Here is an 18,105-nt window from a genome sequence, read left to right as displayed (position 1 = left end):
CGTACGGCACCGATCCCACAGTCGCCTCCCAGCGACTGTGGGATTTTCATATCTGGCCCACCCTCACGGCGTACCGGATAATGCCTAACCTTGCTTACAGGCTCCTCGTCACCAACGGACCATGACCGACATCCTCCTCTCCCTGTTCAGCGCCGCCCTGATCAACAACCTTGTGTTGCAATGGCCGCTGGGCATCGATCCGCTGCTAGAGGCCAAGGGCAGGCGCCAAGTCCACGCCTTGGGTCTGGCGACGGCGTGCCTGATGCTAATGGTCGGGACCTTCGGTTATATGGTCGACGCGTGGCTGTTGGCTCCGACACACCTGACATCGCTCCGGTTATTCGCCTGGCTGCCGCTGAGCGTGCTGCTGATCGCGCCGTTGCTGCGCCTGCTGGCGCGCCGGCTGCCCTCACTGCCGTTCGATGGCTTGTGGCCGCTGTTGCTCGGCAATGCCGGTGTCCTCGGTGTCGCGTTGCTCAACGGACGAAGTGATCAGGGGCTGGGGTCTGCGATGGCTTTCAGCTTGGGCGCCGGGTTGGGCTTCTGGTGGGTGCTGAGCCTGTTCGACGACTTGCGCCAGCGTACCTTCAACAATGATATTCCCCTGCCCTTCCGGGGCCTGCCGATTCAGTTGATCAGCGCCGGATTGATGGCGGTGGCCTTCCTCGGATTACGCGGGCTGGTCAAGACATGAACCTGATCCAAAGTATCGACGCCCTGCTGCCGCAGACCCAATGCGGCAAATGCGGCCATCCCGGCTGCAAGCCCTACGCCGAAGGCATCGCACAAGGCGAGCCGATCAACAAATGCCCCCCCGGCGGCGATGAAACCATCGCGGCCCTGGCCGAGCTGATGAAAGTGCCCGTGCTGGAACTGGACGCCAGTCGCGGCTCAGCGCCGGCGCAGATCGCCTTTATCCGTGAGGCCGAGTGCATCGGTTGCACCAAATGCATCCAGGCCTGCCCGGTGGACGCGATTGTCGGCGCGGCAAAACTGATGCACACCGTCCTCATCGACGAATGCACCGGCTGCGATCTCTGCGTGGCGCCTTGCCCGGTGGACTGCATTGAAATGCGGCCACTGCCGATGGAGACCGTGCTGCCGGTCGTCGGCGGCCTGGCCTTCAGCATCGAAGCGCTGCAAGCGCGTGCCGCCAAGCGCAACCACGCCCGCCAGCGCTTTGAACAGCGCAACGCGCGTCTGCGTCGCGAAGAGGAGCAGCGTCAGGCCGAGCGCCTGGCGCGGGTCCAGCGCAACGCTCAGGCTCAAGCCCAGCCCCTGGATCCGGTGCAAGCCGCGCTGGAGCGAGTGCGCGCGCAAAAAGCCGCCAGTGCCGATGCCGCGTTGAAGAAGGCCAAGATCGACCTGGCCATGAGCCGGGCACAACTGAACAAATCCTTGAAGGCGTTCGGCCATCCGCCCACGTTCGAGCAGCAGTCGCAATTGATCGTCCTGCAACGCCAGTTCGAAGCGGCGGAACAGGCGCTGGCCCAACTGGAGAGCACTACGCCGCCAGCCGCTGCCCCAGCTCCTGCGCCGATAAACGACGCCGATCTCAAGCGGGCCAAGATCCAACTGGCGATGCGTCGCGCCGAGCTTGCCAAGGCCCGGGCCGCCTCCGCTTCGGATGAGCAATTGAAAGCGCTGGAGCAAGCCGTGGAAGACGCCGAACGGCAGGTGGCCGCCCATGCCGCTTCCTGAGCCGCTGGATGAGCGACTGCGACAGGCGATGGGCCGGGTATTACTGGCGACCCTGCCGGGCGTGCTGGCCTTGATGTGGGTTTATGGCTGGGGCGTGATATTCAATCTGCTACTGTCCGGCCTCACCGCACTGGCGGTCGAGGCGCTGGTACTGCGTTTGCGACGCCGCCCACTCAAACCGGCACTGGGCGATGGTAGCGCACTGGTCAGCGCCACCTTGTTGGCCGTTGCCCTGCCGGCCTATAGCCCGTGGTGGCTGACGGTCACAGCGACCGCCTGCGCCTTGTTGTTTGGCAAACATGTGTGGGGCGGGGTCGGCAGCAATCCGTTCAATCCGGCCATGCTGGGATACGCCTTGGTCCTGTTGGCATTCCCCCAACACATGAGCCAATGGCCGACGCTTCATGGCATCGGCCTGGGCGACGGGTTGCGGCACGTTGCTGGCATTGCCCAGGCACCCGACGGATGGGCTGGCGCCACTGCGCTGGACAGCCTGCAAATCAATCGAAGCCTGACCATCGACGAACTGTTTGCCAGTGACCCGGCGTTCGGTCGTTGGGGTGGGCGTGGTGTCGAGTGGGTCAACCTGGCCTTCCTCGCTGGCGGCCTGTTTCTGCTGCAACAACGCGTGTTCAGTTGGCACGCCCCGGTGGGCATGCTTGTCAGCCTGTTTACTGTGAGCCTGTTGTGCTGGAACGGGTCTGGCTCCGACTCCCACGGCTCGCCGCTGTTTCACCTGTTGACCGGCGCGACCATGCTGGGCGCGTTTTTTATCGTGACCGAGCCCGTGTCCGGGGCCAGGACGCCGCTTGCGCGGTTGTTGTTCGGCGCAGGCGCGGGGTTGCTGGTCTATCTGATTCGCACCTGGGGCGGCTTCCCGGATGGCGTGGCGTTTGCGGTGCTGTTGATGAACCTCGGTGTCCCGGCACTGGACCGCTTCGTCGAGGCGCGGCAAAGACGGTCGCCGACATGAAGAAAACCGCGGGCATTGCGATCCTGACCTTGCTGGCCGGCCTCGGTATCGGCGCCACGTACCTTGTGCAGATCAATACCACCGCGCGCATCGAAGCCCAGCGGCAAATCATCGCCAACAGAACGTTGCTCGACGTGTTGCCAGCCGGCCAATATGACAACCAGCCACTCGCGCAGTCTGTTGTCGCAGCCCCTGTGGTATTGCCCCACAGCACGCTGCTGAACGGTTACCTGGCGACCCGCGGCGGCCAGCCCACGGCTGTGCTCTTGCGCAGTCAGGCACTGGGTTATGAAGGCAGTATCGAATTATTGGTCGCCATCGACCCCACCGGCCGACTGCTGGGCGTGAAGACCCTGCGCCAGTCGGAAACCCCCGGCCTGGGCGCGGCGATCGCCGGTTGGCCGAACAGCTGGCTACAGATGTTCCAGGGCAAGACGCGCCAGGCGCCAACGGATGAAGGTTGGGCCTTGAAGAAGGACCAGGGCCAATTCGATCAACTGGCTGGCGCGACGGTGACGTCCCGGGCAGTCCTTGAAGCGGTCCACGATGCGCTGCGTTACTTCGACGAGCACACGGTTCAATTGACCGGAGCGATAGAGCATGATTAAGCCTGCGTCCTGGTCCCGCGGCCTCGTGCTCGTTCCCCTGGTAGGCGCCAGCGACTCGTTGGTCAATGCGCTGGCCCTATGGGTTGCCTGGGTTTTGATCAGCCTCGCCCACGGCTCGGCAATGACATTTTTAAGGACACGCCTCTCAGTCCGCCAGCAACTCCTCGCATCCATCGTCCTGGCAGCCACAATGACCGCTTGCGCAGACTTGCTGGCACAAGCCTGGATGTTGGAACGGCACGACGCGTTGAGTTTGTATATCGGATGGATCGCGCTGAGCTGCGTGACACTGGAACGCCTGACAGTCGTCGAGACCCGCATGCTTGCTTATCTCAGGCTGGCGGGACAATTCGGCCTGCTGATCACCAGCCTGGGCGCTCTGCGCGAGATGATCGGCGCAGGCGTCCCATTGGCCCTGCTCGTCCCCGGCGGATTCATCCTGCTCGGCCTGTTGCTCGCCGCCTACCAAGCTTGGACTTCCACTCCGCCCCGTTCACCCCTAGAGGAAAAGCCGCGCCCATGAACGCCGCAAAACGCCTGGAAATATTTCGTCGCTTTCATGAAGACAACCCGGAGCCGAAGACCGAACTGGCCTACTCCTCTCCGTTCGAGCTGCTGATCGCGGTAATTCTGTCGGCCCAATCCACCGATGTTGGCGTCAACAAGGCTACGGCCAAATTGTTTCCTGTGGCCAATACGCCACAAGCGATCCATGCCCTGGGCGTCGAAGGGCTGTCCGAATACATCAAGACCATCGGGCTGTTCAACAGCAAGGCAAAAAACGTGATCGAGACCTGTCGCCTGCTGATCGAGCGCCACGGCGGCGAGATCCCCCAGACCCGCGAAGAGCTGGAAGCCCTTCCGGGCGTCGGCCGCAAGACTGCGAACGTGGTGCTCAATACCGCTTTCCGGCAATTGACGATGGCAGTCGACACGCACATTTTCCGCGTCAGTAACCGAACTGGACTGGCCCCGGGCAAGGACGTAGTAGAAGTGGAAAAGAAGCTGATGAAATTCGTTCCCAAGGAATACCTCCTGGATTCCCATCATTGGCTGATCCTGCATGGACGTTACGTCTGCCTGGCGCGCAAGCCCCGTTGCGGGAGCTGCCGGATCGAAGACCTGTGCGAGTACAAGCACAAGACATCCGACGATTGATGCGCTATTGCTTTTGTTTATCCGTCGATTGAAAAAATCTTTTTTACCCGCCGGTGGTTTATCGCTATAAGGAGCGCGAATGGCAGTCTTAGCCTGGAGCCGAACCCATGAGTACTGGCAAAGAACAACTGGATGTAGAAGACGATTTCATCGCCGTTGAGGCTGACGACGCGGAACCGGTGGTGGTGGAAGTGGCAAAAACCAACCTGAGCAAACGCCGCACCATCGATAACCTCCTGGAAGAGCGTCGCTTGCAGAAGCAACTGGCCGATTACGATTTTGACCTCTGACACGTAAAAGCCTCCCTGGTGGAGGCTTTTTACCGTGTGCCTGTGGCCCTGAACTCAGACCAATCCATTTCGCTGGGCCAATTCGATCAGGTCGACCAGCGAGCGGGCGTTGAGTTTCAACAACAGGCGGGTCTTGTAGGTGCTGACGGTCTTGTTGCTCAGGAACATCGCGTCCGCTATTTCCTTATTGGTTTTTCCGCGAGCCAGTTGCTGCAGGACCATCATTTCTCTCCCGGACAAACGGTTCACCATCTCGGACTCACTGGCATTGCCAAGACTTGAACGTACCGTGTGCAGCGCCTGGTTGGGAAAGTAACTGTAACCCGACAGCACGGCCTTTATTGCACTTAACAACTCGGTCAGGTCCTGTTGTTTGCAAACATAGCCCGCTGCCCCCGTCTGCATGCAACGCATCGAAAAATGCCCGGGAGCCTGGGACGTCAATACCAATACTTTCAAGGGTGAAGGATTGACGGTCAGGCGTGCGATGACTTCCAACCCATCCAACTTCGGAATTCCAATATCCAGGATAACGATATCGGGCATTTGTTCCCGGGCAATCTGTAATGCATCAACGCCATTATCCGTTTCGGCGATAACTTCATATCCATGACGCTCCATTAGTAAACGTACAGCAAGACGAATGACGGGGTGATCATCCACGATCAGCACTTTATTCATGGGCAAATCCAATTTCGCTGTTCGAATTTTTAGAGCATGCACAATAGCCTAGTCATTTTCCCTTGGCATGCCGCTCCCCCTGAGCGCTCGCAGCGAAAGACATAACCTACAAACATCACAGAAAATTCCTACAAATAATCCGCAAAATAATGTGGCATGAATTTTCCGAAAAAATCGAAGCGGCGAATCTGACGCACCGACCCTCCTATGAATGACGCGACCTTTCCTGCACAACAAAACACATTTCAGTTCACATCGACAACATATTCATAAAAAGTAACTGATTTATTTATAGACAAACGGTAAAAATCTCACTCAATCGAATCAGCTTCTGTATAAAAAGAATGGCTCAACACCCTCGACTTAAAAGACATCATTGCGCTTTTTTGGCCAGGCTGTTTTGTTTAGAGCCAACACATCAAACCCATTCGATTAAAACTTCAATCACCGAGCATAAAATTATCCATGAGCACTTATTATGAACACCACTCAAAGAACCATTACCAACCCCATGACGTTGATTGCCATACTGGCAACGTTATCAGAAACATCCGCAGCGATAGCCTTGCCCTTCCTGGATGATGAAGATCGTGAATGCTATATCTGGTTCCTGATCGGTTTTCCTTTTTACTTGTCGCTGCTGTTTTTTCTCACACTCAACTTTAATTACCGTTCTCTGTATACCCCTTCGGACCTTCATAAAAGCAAACACCTCAAAAAGACCACGAACGGCTCCGCCGGCCGACGCGGCCATGCATTACGTCGAGGGAGGAAAAACCAGCGTCATTTGATGCGTCTTCGTCGGAGAAGAAAACCGTGACCCTGTTCGACGGACAAAAAAACGGCCTGCTCATGGCAGGCCGTTTTTCATTGAACCGGATCAGATCAGAACAGCTTGCGACCCTTGTTCGCCGCGATACGCATACGCAAGGCGTTGAGCTTGATGAAACCGGCCGCGTCGGCCTGGTTGTAGGCACCGCCGTCTTCTTCGAAGGTCGCGATGTTGGCATCGAACAGCGAATCGTCGGACTTGCGCCCGGTCACGATCACGTTGCCCTTGTACAACTTCAGGCGCACGACACCGTTCACGTTGACCTGGGAGGCATCGATCATCTGTTGCAGCATCAGACGCTCCGGGCTCCACCAGTAGCCGGTGTAGATCAGGCTGGCGTACTTGGGCATCAACTCGTCCTTCAAGTGAGCCACTTCGCGATCCAGGGTGATCGATTCGATCGCCCGGTGAGCGCGCAGCATGATGGTGCCGCCTGGGGTTTCGTAGCAGCCACGGGACTTCATGCCGACATAACGGTTCTCGACGATGTCCAGGCGACCGATGCCATGCTCGCCGCCGATACGGTTCAGGGTCGCGAGCACGGTGGCCGGGCTCATTTCCACGCCGTCCAGCGCGACGATGTCACCGTTGCGGTAGGTCAGTTCCAGGTATTGCGGGGTATCAGGAGCCTTCTCAGGGGAGACGGTCCAGCGCCACATGTCTTCTTCGTGCTCGGTCCAGGTGTCTTCCAGCACGCCGCCTTCATAGGAGATGTGCAGCAGGTTGGCATCCATCGAGTACGGCGATTTCTTCTTGCCGTGGCGCTCGATCGGAATCGCATGCTTCTCGGCGTAGTCCATCAGTTTTTCACGGGACAGCAGGTCCCACTCACGCCACGGGGCGATGACTTTCACGCCGGGCTTGAGGGCATAGGCACCCAGTTCGAAACGCACCTGGTCGTTACCTTTACCGGTGGCGCCATGGGAAATGGCGTCAGCGCCGGTTTCGTTGGCGATTTCGATCAGGCGCTTGGCAATCAGCGGACGGGCGATGGAGGTACCTAGCAGATACTCGCCTTCGTAAACGGTGTTGGCGCGGAACATCGGGAACACGAAGTCACGGACGAACTCTTCGCGCAGGTCATCGATGTAGATTTCTTTGACGCCCATGGCCTGGGCCTTGGCGCGTGCAGGCTCGACTTCTTCGCCCTGCCCCAGGTCCGCGGTGAAGGTCACCACTTCGCAGTTATAAGTGTCCTGCAGCCACTTGAGGATCACCGAAGTGTCCAGGCCGCCGGAATACGCCAGAACGACCTTGTTTACGTCCGCCATGCCATCACTCCACGGGTTGTACGGAAAGCCGGGAAGTCTAACGTCCAGCGCGGATAATTTACAGAGGCGCGACAGCTTATGACGACGAAGCGACAGATTATGTCGATTGAGCGACGATCAGGACGGGGTCAGGAAGTGCGTGCAGTTGCCGCGGCAGGCGCAGCCGTCTTGGCCGGAGCAACCGGCGTCGGTGCCTTGCCCGGCGCAGCAGCGGGCGCCACGGCAGGAGTAGCTGGCGCTGGCGCGGCTGTTGGTGGCTGAGGAGCCGGGGCCTGGGTAGCCGCTACACGCTCGAGCTGAACGACGACACGGCGATTCTTGGCCCGATTGGCTGCGTTGGTGTTGGGAACCAGCGGATAGCGCTCGCCGTGGAAACGCACGGTAAATTGGGACTCCTGGAAACCGTTGGCCTTGAAGAAATCCATGACCGCCAGCGCACGACGACGTGACAACTCCCGGTTGGTCAGACGATTGCCGCTGTTGTCGGAATGGCCGTCAAGCTCGACATGATTGACGCTCGGGTCAGCCTTGATGAAGTCGAGCATGACCTGCAACTGGGCCTTGGCCTGGGCGTCGAGCTCAACCCCCTCGCCCGGAAAACCGATCTGGATCTGCTTGATCTGCTCGAAGTTCTTCGGCAACAGTTTCGCTACACAGCCCTGGTAATCGTTGAACGCCTTGTTAAAGCGCACAGGCAGCAGCCGGACTTCGGATACGCGCCCATCCTCGGTATTGCGTCGAATCACCGGACTGCGTCCCTCCATCAGCCCGCTGATCAGACGGCCCGCCTGTATTTGGGAGCTATTGAACAACACGTCGCCACTGCCGATCCGGACCGAGCCCAGATTGATGTCGCCCCGTCCCGGCTGCCACGGCGCCGCAGCCGCCAACAACGTCGCGGAGCCACCACCGAGCATCGGGTTATACGCCTTGAGCCGGAACGTAGCCTGCTCGCCCGCCTTGCGCACGAATTCGCCGCTGCCAAAATCGGTGATCGGCTGACTCAGCCGGCACTCGAACTTGTCACCTTCGACCGTCCACTCAATGCTCTCCAGACGGGTCTGGAAAGTGAGCGCCATCGCAGGAAGGCTGGCAAACACACTGAGCAAGGCTAGATAACGCTGGCGCACGGGAGGCTCCACTGGCTTTTATACGGAAATCGAAAACGCTGGGCATGCCGTTTGGCCGAGACAAGGCACAAAATCGCGGCACACCTGAAGGGGCTATCGGTAACTTGCGGCAAAACTTGATAGCGGGTGCCCGGATCAGTCTTTTCCGGTAGCATTCCCCGGAGATTTACCCGCCTGGAAGCCCCCCATGTCCGACCGCCTGACCCTGCTGCGTCCCGACGACTGGCATATTCATCTTCGCGATGGTGCTGTGTTGACCCATACCGTCGCCGATGTCGCGCGCACTTTTGGCCGCGCCATCATCATGCCCAACCTGGTTCCGCCCGTGCGCAACGCCGCCGAGGCCGATGGCTATCGCCAGCGCATCCTGGCCGCGCGCCCGGCCGGCAGCCGCTTCGAACCGCTGATGGTGCTTTACCTCACCGACCGCACCCAACCCGAGGAAATACGCGAGGCCAAGGCCAGCGGTTTCGTGCACGCGGCCAAGTTGTACCCGGCCGGCGCTACGACCAATTCGGATTCCGGCGTCACCAGCATCGACAAGATCTTCCCGGCGCTGGAGGCGATGGCCGAAGTCGGCATGCCGTTGTTGATCCACGGCGAAGTGACCCGGGGCGATGTCGATGTGTTCGACCGCGAGAAAATCTTCATCGACGAGCACATGCGCCGCGTCGTCGAGCGTTTCCCGACCCTCAAGGTTGTGTTCGAGCACATCACCACGGGCGATGCCGTGCAGTTCGTCAACGAGGCCCCGGCCAACGTTGGCGCAACCATCACCGCCCATCACCTGCTGTACAACCGCAACCACATGTTGGTGGGCGGGATCCGGCCACACTTCTATTGCCTGCCGATCCTCAAGCGCAACACCCATCAGGAAGCCTTGCTGGACGCGGCCACCAGCGGCAGCGCCAAGTTTTTCCTCGGCACCGACTCGGCACCCCACGCCCAGCACGCCAAGGAAGCGGCCTGCGGTTGCGCCGGCTGCTACACCGCCTACGCCGCCATCGAGATGTACGCCGAGGCGTTCGAGCAGCGCAACGCCCTGGACAAGCTCGAAGGCTTCGCCAGCCTGCACGGCCCACGCTTCTATGGGCTGCCGGTGAACACCGATCGTATTACCCTGGTCCGCGACGAGTGGACCGCCCCTGCCAGCCTGCCGTTTGGCGAGCAGACTGTCATCCCGCTGCGCGCCGGTGAAAAACTGCGCTGGCGCCTGCTGGAGGAAAACGCGTGAGTGAAGATCATTTCGACGACGAACTGGACGGCAATGGCGGCTCGGGCGGCCCTCGCCACCCCATGGCTGCCCGCTTCCGGGGTTATCTGCCGGTTGTGGTCGACGTAGAAACCGGTGGTTTCAACTCAGCCACCGATGCGCTGCTGGAAATCGCCGCGACGACCATTGGCATGGACGAGAAAGGCTTTGTCTTCCCCGACCACACCTATTTCTTCCGGGTCGAACCGTTCGAAGGCGCCAACGTTGAAGCAGCCGCCCTGGAGTTCACCGGGATCAAGCTCGATCATCCGTTGCGCATGGCGGTCAGCGAAGAAACCGCCCTGACCGACATCTTCCGTGGCGTGCGCAAGGCGCTGAAAGCCAACGGTTGCAAGCGAGCGATCCTGGTCGGTCATAACAGCAGCTTCGACCTGGGCTTCCTCAACGCCGCCGTTGCACGCCTGGACATGAAGCGCAATCCGTTTCACCCGTTCTCCAGCTTCGACACCGCGACCCTGGCGGGCCTGGCATACGGCCAGACGGTATTGGCCAAGGCCTGTCAGGCGGCCGACATCGATTTCGATGGCCGCGAAGCCCACTCGGCCCGCTACGACACCGAAAAGACCGCCGAGCTGTTTTGCGGCATCGTCAACCGGTGGAAGGAGATGGGTGGCTGGCAGGATTTCGACGACTGATATAGAGCTAGGCTTAGCTCTTTTTGTGGCGAGGGGATTTATCCCCGCTGGGTCGCGAAGCGGCCCCAAACCTGCCAACTGGGTGTGGCGGACTCACCTTTTTGGGACTGCTGCGCAGTCCAGCGGGGATAAATCCCCTCGCCACAGTATGTATTCAGCCACCCATAAAAAAACCGGCCCATCGAGGGCCGGTTTTTTTATGCCGCGGTTGTGCTTACAGCTTGTCGCCGTGCTCACCCAGGTAAGCGGCTACGCCTTCAGGCGATGCAGTCATACCCTTGTCGCCTTTTTTCCAGTTGGCCGGGCAGACTTCGCCGTGCTCTTCGTGGAATTGCAGGGCGTCGACCAGGCGGATCAGCTCTTCCATGTTACGGCCCAGCGGCAGGTCGTTGATGATCTGCGAACGAACGACACCTTTGTCGTCGATCAGGAACGCGCCACGGAAGGCCACGCCGCCTTCGGACTCAACGTCGTAGGCCTTGGCGATTTCGTGCTTCATGTCGGCAGCCATGGTGTATTTCACCGGGCCGATACCACCGGCGTTGATAGCGGTGTTGCGCCAGGCGTTGTGGGTGAAATGCGAGTCGATCGAAACAGCGATCACTTCCACGTTGCGCGCCTTGAAGTCGTCCATACGGTGATCCAGGGCGATCAACTCGGACGGGCAGACGAAGGTGAAGTCCAGCGGGTAGAAGAACACCAGGCCGTATTTGCCTTTGATGGCCGAGGACAGGGTGAAGCTGTCGACGATTTCGCCGTTGCCGAGGACGGCGGGAACGGTGAAGTCAGGGGCTTGTTTGCCTACGAGTACGCTCATTGGATATCTCCTGGTGTAGTAACGTGAAAACAAGGTCCGCGCCAGCCTGCCACCTCCAGGCGACAGCCCTGTGACACGAACCCGGTTCGCAAGGACCGACCATCATACACCGCACGTTTGGACTGTCCTCAACGGTTTTTCCACGGCATCGAAAATCTGTTGCGCATGATCGACTCTCCAACCGAAAACCGTTCGTCAGCCCGAAGCAAAGGTGATGAAAGAGTCCTAGAAACCATTTTGACAATCATTCTCGTTAACATTAAGATCCGTCTCAATTGAGTCACAACCAGCGACGGTTCTCACTTATGTATGTATGCCTCTGCACTGGCGTCACCGACGGGCAAATCCGCGAAGCGATCTATGAAGGTTGCTGCAGCTATCGCGAAGTCCGCCAGGCCACCGGCGTAGCCAGCCAATGCGGTAAATGCGCCTGCCTCGCCAAGGAAGTGGTGCGTGAAACCCTCGCCAAAGTACAGACCGCCCAGGCCTCGATCCCTTATCCGGTAGAATTTACTGCCGCATAAATCCAGCTTTTTGAAGAACCGGACTCAATGTCCGGTTTTTTTATGCCTGTAAATCAAATGGTTAGGTGCCAGACGCGGAACTCAAACATTCTTATTCCGATTAATTTTCATTTATTATTCAAATACTTAGGTTTGACACCGGTAAATGCGCGGCTCAAACTCTGCCTTATACACAGCTATTACAGGGCAGGCCGTTACCATGAAAGGCGACATCACAGTCATCCAGCATCTCAACAAGATCCTCGCCAATGAGCTGGTCGCGATCAATCAATACTTCCTGCATGCGCGCATGTATGAAGATTGGGGCCTGAACAAGCTGGGCAAGCACGAGTACCACGAATCCATCGACGAGATGAAACACGCGGACAAGCTGATCAAGCGAATCCTGTTCCTCGAGGGCCTGCCAAACGTCCAGGATCTTGGCAAGCTGCACATCGGTGAACATACCCGCGAAATGCTTGAATGCGACCTGCGTATCGAACGCACTGGCCACGCCGACCTCAAAGCAGCCATCGCCCACTGCGAAAGCGTCGGCGACTTCGGCAGCCGCGAACTGCTCGAAGATATTCTCGAATCCGAAGAAGAACACATCGACTGGCTGGAAACCCAACTGGGCCTGATCGACAAAGTGGGTCTTGAGAACTACCTGCAATCGCAGATGGGCGAAGAATAAGCTTCCCCAGAAGCAAGCCACTAAAAAGCCCCGCCCTTTTTCGAGGCGCGGGGCTTTTTGTTGCCCGAATTTCAAACCACTGAAATCCACAAGGGTTCGTGTTCACCACAACCGGGGTAATGAACAGAACCTCATGATCAGGCTTCGGACTTGTTCGCCGCTGCTGCTTCAACAGCTGCCTTGATCGTGGTTTGCAGAGAACCGTCAGCCGCCATCTCGGTCATGATGTCGCTACCACCGATCAGCTCACCACCCACCCACAGCTGTGGGAAGGTTGGCCAGTTGGCGTACTTTGGCAGGTTGGCGCGGATTTCCGGGTTCTGCAGGATGTCCACGTAGGCGAACTTCTCGCCACACGCCATCACCGCCTGAGCAGCCTTGGCCGAGAAGCCGCATTGCGGGGCATTCGGCGAGCCTTTCATGTAAAGCAGGATAGTGTTGTTGGCAATCTGGTCTTTGATCGTTTCGATGATATCCACGGAGCACCTCGGCTTGAACTTTGCGACTACAGATGTCGACACGGTGGCGCATTGTAACGGAAAGCCGAGCACCCTGCTCGGTCCGCCCCAGGGACAATTTTACGCAGCCGCGACCTTCACCGGAACCCCGTTGAGCGCCGCATTCCCGGACAGCTCATCAAGCTGACAGTCATCCGTCAGGTCGTTGGCACTGGAACCGGGTTGCCCGCTGGCGATGGTCATCTGTACACCCGGGCGGGCGTGGCCCCAGCCGTGTGGCAGGCTGACCACGCCTTTCATCATGTCCTGGCTGCCCTGCACTTCCACTTCAATCATGCCTACGCGAGAACTGACCTTCACCCGCTGCCCATCGACAAGGCCTCGGCTGGCAAGATCGTCCGGGTGCATCAGCAACTGGTGGCGCGGCTTGCCTTTCACCAGCCGATGAAAATTATGCATCCAGGAATTGTTGCTGCGCACATGACGACGGCCAATCATCAATAGCTCGTCGGACGCTGGCGGCGGCAACGCGGCAAAACGTGCCAGGTCGGCGAGGATCACCGCTGGCGCCGCCTGTACCCGACCGTTTTCGGTTTTCAACCGGGAAGCCAGGTTGGGCTTGAGCGCACCGAGATCGATGCCGTGGGGATGATCGAACAGCGTCGCCAGGGATAATTTGTGCGGCGATGCATCCCCGTACGCACCCGCCCGCAGGCCGAAATCGATCATCTGCGCGGGCGGCATGGTCGGCTTGAGTTCCTTGCCAGTCCGGCCAGCAAAGGCTTTTGCCAGGCCAACGAAGATCTCCCAATCGTGCAATGCACCTTCGGGCTTGGGCAGGATCGCTCGGTTGAAACGAGTAACGTTGCGCACCGCGAACAGATTGAAGGTGGTGTCGTAATGATCGTTTTCCAACGCTGAAGTCGATGGCAGGATCAAGTCGGCGTAGCGCGTGGTCTCGTTGATGTACAGGTCAATGCTGACCATGAACTCAAGTCCGTCCAACGCCTGTTCGAGCTGTCGCCCGTTGGGCGTGGACAAGACCGGATTGCCGGCCACGGTCACCAGTGCGCGGATCTGTCCTTCGCCCTCGGTGAGCATTTCTTCGGCAAGGGCCGAGACGGGCAGCTCGCCAGCATATTCGGGGCGCCCGGATACCCGGCTTTGCCAGCGATTGAAATGGCCGCCCGAGGTGGTCGCCACCAGGTCAACCGCCGGCTCGGTGCACAGCGCACCGCCCACCCGATCGAGGTTGCCGGTGACCAGGTTGATCAGTTGGATCAGCCAATGGCACAGCGTGCCGAAAGCCTGGGTTGAAACCCCCATCCGCCCGTAACACACCGCCGACGGCGCGGCGGCGAAATCCCGGGCCAACTGACGGATCTTTGCGGCCGGAACGGCACAGAGAGGGCTCATCGCCTCGGCGGTAAAGGTTGCAACGGCCTGGCGCACTTCGTCGAGGCCATCCACCGGTAAATGGCTGTCGCGGGTCAAGCCTTCGCTGAACAGTGTGTTGAGCAAGCCAAACAGCAGCGCGGCGTCGCCACCAGGACGTACGAAGATGTGCTGGTTGGCGATGGCCGCTGTCTCGCTGCGCCGAGGATCAACCACCACAACCTGGCCGCCACGGGCCTGGATCGCCTTCAGGCGCTTCTCCACGTCCGGTACGGTCATGATGCTGCCATTGGAGGCCAGCGGATTACCGCCCAGGATCAACATGAAGTCGGTGTGGTCGATGTCCGGGATGGGCAGGAGCAAACCATGCCCATACATCAGATGGCTGGTGAGGTGATGGGGCAACTGGTCCACCGAGGTCGCCGAGAAGCGGCTGCGGGTCTTCAACAGGCCCAGGAAATAATTGCTGTGGGTCATCAGCCCATAATTGTGCACGCTGGGATTACCCTGGTAGACCGCCACCGCGTTCTGGCCGTGACGCTCTTGAATGCTCGCGAGGCGATCAGCCACCAATGCGAAGGCTTCTTCCCAGGCAATCGGCTGCCACTCGCTGCCGACCCGCCGCATCGGCTGGCGCAACCGGTCCGGATCGTTCTGGATGTCCTGCAGGGCCACGGCCTTGGGGCAGATGTGGCCACGGCTGAAACTGTCCAGCGGATCGCCCTTGATCGAAGTGATCGCCAGGCCCTGGCCTTCTGTTTCAGTGGTTTCGAGGGTCAGGCCGCAGATGGCCTCGCACAGGTGGCACGCACGGTGGTGAAGAGTCTTGGTCATGGCCAGTCTCTGTTTTATTCGTGGCGGGCATTGTTGGCCGCGGGAGCAAAACTATGGCCCGTGATCCTCCACAGCGCCAGCGACGTTCGTCCCGTGAATCGCCGGGCATCAGGCCCGCCGATGAAGCGGCGTCAGGGCTGTTCGGGCGGCGGCGCCAGCAACTGGATTTCCTCGATGGTCTCCACCTGCTCCTGGGCGATGGGCACCCCGGTCAATTCGCCGATCAATCGCCAATGTTCGTCGAGCCCACTGCTGATGGTGGCCATGCGGTCGATCATTCGCCGGCCAGCGGCCTTGGTCACTTCGTCATCACTGCGCAACAATTCGAATGACATGGACGTCACCGAAGCGGTGAGGTGCGTCAGGGAGCGTGCCGTCAGCCCCAGCAATTCCATCAGTTGTTGCTCTTTCAAATCCATTTCGGGGCTCCTGCATCTCGGGATTCATTTATAACCCAGCCCCCTGCATTAGGAAATATTTCACGTCAGACAACAGACAGGCGCGCCAAAGACTGGCCTCCACAATCGCTCGCCAGATAGACAGCCACCCGCCCAGCTTGATTGCCAAGGGACTCGACGCCAGTGTACAAATGGGTCGCTGCTGTCAGGAAACCGGCCTCGACCATGCCATTGCAACTCTGTGATGGCTTCGCTGAAATCCCTTAAAACCGTAGCCCTATTGGTAAGACGCGACATTTAATGTCAATATCGCGCCTTCCCCTATTTTCGTCGCCCCGTGCGGCTTTTGCCGCAGGTCTCGCCCGTTTTTTCGTTAAACAAGGCTTTGAGCATCTGCGGTCAGTAACAAAAAGGTAGTCAATCATGAGCGCAAGGCACTTTCTCTCCTTGATGGATTTCACGCCCGAAGAGTTGCTCGGCGTCATCCGTCGAGGCGTGGAGCTCAAGGACCTGCGTAAGCGCGGCGTACTGTTCGAGCCCTTGAAAAACCGTGTGCTGGGGATGATTTTCGAGAAGTCATCGACCCGCACGCGCATTTCATTTGAGGCCGGCATGATCCAACTCGGTGGCCAGGCGATCTTCCTCTCGCCCCGCGACACACAGTTGGGCCGTGGCGAGCCGATCAGCGATTGCGCCATCGTCATGTCGAGCATGCTCGACGTCATGATGATCCGTACTTTTGCACACAGCACCCTGACAGAGTTCGCGGCCCACTCCCGCGTGCCGGTGATCAACGGCTTGTCCGATGACCTGCACCCTTGCCAACTGCTTGCCGACATGCAGACATTCCTCGAGCACCGCGGCTCCATCCAAGGCAAGACCGTGGCCTGGGTCGGTGACGGCAACAACATGTGCAACAGCTATATAGAAGCAGCGATGCAATTCGACTTCCAGTTGCGTATTGCCTGCCCCGAAGGTTATGACCCCAATACCGAACTGCTCGCCAAGGCCGGTGACCGGGTGTCCATCGTGCGTGATCCGAAGCTGGCCGTGGCCGGTGCGCACCTGGTGAGCACCGACGTCTGGATATCCATGGGACAGGAAGAGGAAACCGCCAAGCGCCTGAAGCTGTTTGCCCCGCTGCAAGTCAACCGCGCCCTGCTCGACCTGGCGGACGCCGAGGTGCTGTTCATGCATTGCCTGCCAGCCCACCGTGGCGAAGAGATCAGCCTCGACTTGCTGGATGACCCGCGCTCCGTGGCTTGGGACCAGGCGGAAAACCGTCTCCATGCGCAGAAAGCCCTGCTGGAATTCCTGGTCGAGCCGGCGTACCACCACGCATGAGCCATTCATTGCTGCTGAACCTGCAAAACCTGGCCTGCGGCTACCAGGACCAGCGGGTCGTACAAAACCTCAACCTGCACCTCAATGCGGGCGACATCGGTTGCCTGCTCGGCTCGTCCGGATGCGGCAAGACCACGACCTTGCGGGCCATCGCCGGGTTCGAGCCCGTACACGAAGGCGAGATCCAGTTGGCCGGGGAAACCATCTCCCGCGCGGGTTTTACCCTGGCACCGGAAAAACGCCGCATCGGCATGGTGTTCCAGGATTACGCGCTGTTCCCGCATTTGAGCGTCGCCGAGAACCTGGCGTTTGGTATCCGCAAGCACCCTGAAAAGGACCGCGTGGTCGACGAACTGCTGGAACTGGTCAACCTGAAGAACCTGGGGAAACGCTTCCCCCATGAACTCTCCGGAGGCCAGCAACAACGCGTCGCACTCGCCCGGGCACTGGCGCCCGAACCGCAATTGCTGCTGCTCGACGAACCCTTCTCCAATCTGGACGGCGAGCTGCGACGCAAGCTCAGCCATGAAGTCCGGGACATTCTCAAGGCCCGGGGCACCAGTGCGATCCTGGTCACCCACGATCAGGAAGAAGCGTTTGCCGTGAGTGATCATGTCGGCGTGTTCAGGGAAGGTCGCCTGGAACAGTGGGACACGCCTTACAACCTCTATCACGAACCACTCACGGCCTATGTCGCCAGCTTCATTGGCCAGGGCTATTTCATCCGGGGACAGCTGGATAGCCCGGAATCGGTGCAAACAGAATTGGGCGCACTGCGCGGCAACCGGGCCTACACCTGGCCGGTTGGCTGTGCCGTGGATGTGTTGCTGCGCCCTGACGACATCGTCTACGCGCCAGACAGCCCGCTGACGGCCACCATCGTCGGCAAGACCTTCCAGGGCGCTTCAACCTTGTATCGCCTGCAATTGCCGACGGGTGCGCAACTGGAATCGATCTTCCCGAGCCATGCCGACCATCTGGTCGGCGCCACTGTCGGTATTCGCGTGGCGGCCGAGCACTTGGTGCTGTTCCAGGCCTCGGGTAGCACGGCGGCACACTTGCCGCCGGTGGAAAGCGGTGTGCGGCGGTTCAGCACTGTGTAGGCGCTGC

Annotated in this window: 20 protein-coding genes and 1 pseudogene; 14 read left to right on the top strand and 7 right to left on the bottom strand. The window is 59.4% G+C overall.

From position 1 onward, the window contains the following. Window positions 1–121 precede the first annotated feature (121 nt). The 7 genes from KSS97_RS07360 to KSS97_RS07330 all read left to right on the top strand — a co-directional run bounded on the left by KSS97_RS07360 (window position 122) and on the right by KSS97_RS07330 (window position 4,730). Window positions 122–694, top strand: coding sequence for an Rnf-Nqr domain containing protein (locus tag KSS97_RS07360; RefSeq protein WP_217861388.1), 573 nt, complete (start codon window positions 122–124; stop codon window positions 692–694). Then, entirely contained in the window at window positions 691–1,701 is a 1,011-nt protein-coding gene (gene rsxB, locus KSS97_RS07355; protein WP_198797942.1) for an electron transport complex subunit RsxB, read from the top strand. The genes KSS97_RS07360 and rsxB overlap by 4 nt, the downstream gene beginning before the upstream one ends. Further along, on the top strand, window positions 1,688–2,674 hold the full coding sequence (locus KSS97_RS07350) for an RnfABCDGE type electron transport complex subunit D (RefSeq protein WP_198797943.1): 987 nt from the start codon (window positions 1,688–1,690) through the stop codon (window positions 2,672–2,674). Before rsxB ends, KSS97_RS07350 begins: the two co-directional genes overlap by 14 nt. Continuing rightward, a complete protein-coding gene (locus KSS97_RS07345; RefSeq protein WP_198797944.1) occupies window positions 2,671–3,282 on the top strand; it encodes an RnfABCDGE type electron transport complex subunit G in 612 nt (203 codons plus the stop codon). The genes KSS97_RS07350 and KSS97_RS07345 overlap by 4 nt, the downstream gene beginning before the upstream one ends. Further along, entirely contained in the window at window positions 3,275–3,805 is a 531-nt protein-coding gene (locus tag KSS97_RS07340) for an Rnf-Nqr domain containing protein (RefSeq protein WP_217861387.1), read from the top strand. The genes KSS97_RS07345 and KSS97_RS07340 overlap by 8 nt, the downstream gene beginning before the upstream one ends. Next, window positions 3,802–4,440 carry an endonuclease III gene (nth, locus tag KSS97_RS07335; RefSeq protein ID WP_030142526.1) on the top strand — a complete coding sequence of 213 codons (639 nt, stop codon included), beginning with the start codon at window positions 3,802–3,804 and terminating at the stop codon, window positions 4,438–4,440. The genes KSS97_RS07340 and nth overlap by 4 nt, the downstream gene beginning before the upstream one ends. A gap of 107 nt (window positions 4,441–4,547) precedes the next feature. Next, on the top strand, window positions 4,548–4,730 hold the full coding sequence (locus KSS97_RS07330; protein WP_030142527.1) for a PA3496 family putative envelope integrity protein: 183 nt from the start codon (window positions 4,548–4,550) through the stop codon (window positions 4,728–4,730). Between the two features lie 54 nt (window positions 4,731–4,784). On the opposite strand, the gene KSS97_RS07325 is transcribed toward KSS97_RS07330, so the two are convergent. After that, the gene (locus KSS97_RS07325) at window positions 4,785–5,411 is read right to left on the bottom strand and encodes a response regulator transcription factor (RefSeq protein WP_030142528.1); all 627 of its coding nucleotides are present in this window, start codon (window positions 5,409–5,411) and stop codon (window positions 4,785–4,787) included. A 478-nt stretch (window positions 5,412–5,889) separates the two neighbouring features. On the opposite strand from KSS97_RS07325, the pseudogene KSS97_RS07320 reads away from it, so the two are divergent. Further along, window positions 5,890–6,147: pseudogene (locus KSS97_RS07320) on the top strand (hypothetical protein); the annotation flags it as partial. Window positions 6,148–6,296: 149 nt separating this feature from the next. Here KSS97_RS07320 and KSS97_RS07315 read toward each other — a convergent pair. Together KSS97_RS07315 and KSS97_RS07310 are read right to left on the bottom strand one after the other, a co-directional pair. Beyond that, window positions 6,297–7,514, bottom strand: a complete 1,218-nt coding sequence (locus tag KSS97_RS07315) for an argininosuccinate synthase (RefSeq protein WP_024779511.1) — start codon at window positions 7,512–7,514, stop codon at window positions 6,297–6,299. 128 nt (window positions 7,515–7,642) lie between these two features. Then, window positions 7,643–8,644, bottom strand: coding sequence for a flagellar protein MotY (locus tag KSS97_RS07310; protein ID WP_217861386.1), 1,002 nt, complete (start codon window positions 8,642–8,644; stop codon window positions 7,643–7,645). Window positions 8,645–8,831: 187 nt separating this feature from the next. Here KSS97_RS07310 and pyrC point away from each other — a divergent pair, with 187 nt between their 5' ends. Both pyrC and rnt read left to right on the top strand, forming a co-directional pair. Beyond that, entirely contained in the window at window positions 8,832–9,878 is a 1,047-nt protein-coding gene (pyrC, locus tag KSS97_RS07305) for a dihydroorotase (protein ID WP_030142531.1), read from the top strand. Beyond that, the gene (gene rnt / locus KSS97_RS07300; protein WP_030142532.1) at window positions 9,875–10,552 is read left to right on the top strand and encodes a ribonuclease T; all 678 of its coding nucleotides are present in this window, start codon (window positions 9,875–9,877) and stop codon (window positions 10,550–10,552) included. The genes pyrC and rnt overlap by 4 nt, the downstream gene beginning before the upstream one ends. Window positions 10,553–10,766: 214 nt before the next feature. Here the strand turns inward: rnt and KSS97_RS07295 are convergent, their stop codons facing one another. After that, complete coding sequence (locus KSS97_RS07295) at window positions 10,767–11,369, bottom strand: peroxiredoxin (protein ID WP_030140760.1); 603 nt, start codon at window positions 11,367–11,369, stop codon at window positions 10,767–10,769. Between the two features lie 305 nt (window positions 11,370–11,674). On the opposite strand from KSS97_RS07295, the gene KSS97_RS07290 reads away from it, so the two are divergent. After that, window positions 11,675–11,893 carry a bacterioferritin-associated ferredoxin gene (locus KSS97_RS07290; RefSeq protein ID WP_003178704.1) on the top strand — a complete coding sequence of 73 codons (219 nt, stop codon included), beginning with the start codon at window positions 11,675–11,677 and terminating at the stop codon, window positions 11,891–11,893. 199 nt (window positions 11,894–12,092) lie between these two features. Continuing rightward, window positions 12,093–12,566 carry a bacterioferritin gene (gene bfr, locus KSS97_RS07285; protein WP_003178701.1) on the top strand — a complete coding sequence of 158 codons (474 nt, stop codon included), beginning with the start codon at window positions 12,093–12,095 and terminating at the stop codon, window positions 12,564–12,566. A 137-nt stretch (window positions 12,567–12,703) separates the two neighbouring features. Here the strand turns inward: bfr and grxD are convergent, their stop codons facing one another. The 3 genes from grxD to plzR form a co-directional block, all read right to left on the bottom strand. Then, window positions 12,704–13,045: a Grx4 family monothiol glutaredoxin gene (gene grxD / locus KSS97_RS07280; RefSeq protein WP_030140761.1), complete on the bottom strand. Its 342-nt coding sequence runs from the start codon at window positions 13,043–13,045 to the stop codon at window positions 12,704–12,706. Between the two features lie 99 nt (window positions 13,046–13,144). Next, window positions 13,145–15,253: a molybdopterin oxidoreductase family protein gene (locus KSS97_RS07275; RefSeq protein WP_217861385.1), complete on the bottom strand. Its 2,109-nt coding sequence runs from the start codon at window positions 15,251–15,253 to the stop codon at window positions 13,145–13,147. A gap of 131 nt (window positions 15,254–15,384) precedes the next feature. Continuing rightward, window positions 15,385–15,672 carry a PlzR type 4 pili assembly inhibitor gene (plzR, locus tag KSS97_RS07270; RefSeq protein ID WP_030140763.1) on the bottom strand — a complete coding sequence of 96 codons (288 nt, stop codon included), beginning with the start codon at window positions 15,670–15,672 and terminating at the stop codon, window positions 15,385–15,387. 402 nt (window positions 15,673–16,074) lie between these two features. Between plzR and argF the strand changes: the two genes are divergently transcribed. Further along, window positions 16,075–16,995, top strand: coding sequence for an ornithine carbamoyltransferase (gene argF, locus KSS97_RS07265; protein ID WP_030140764.1), 921 nt, complete (start codon window positions 16,075–16,077; stop codon window positions 16,993–16,995). Beyond that, window positions 16,992–18,098 carry an ABC transporter ATP-binding protein gene (locus KSS97_RS07260; RefSeq protein ID WP_030140765.1) on the top strand — a complete coding sequence of 369 codons (1,107 nt, stop codon included), beginning with the start codon at window positions 16,992–16,994 and terminating at the stop codon, window positions 18,096–18,098. Before argF ends, KSS97_RS07260 begins: the two co-directional genes overlap by 4 nt. The last annotated feature ends 7 nt before the right edge of the window (window positions 18,099–18,105 follow it).

The sequence above is a fragment of the Pseudomonas alvandae genome (assembly GCF_019141525.1).
GTDB lineage: Bacteria > Pseudomonadota > Gammaproteobacteria > Pseudomonadales > Pseudomonadaceae > Aquipseudomonas > Aquipseudomonas alvandae.
Note: the sequence above shows the minus strand (reverse complement) of the source record. Positions and strands in the feature narration are given on the sequence as shown.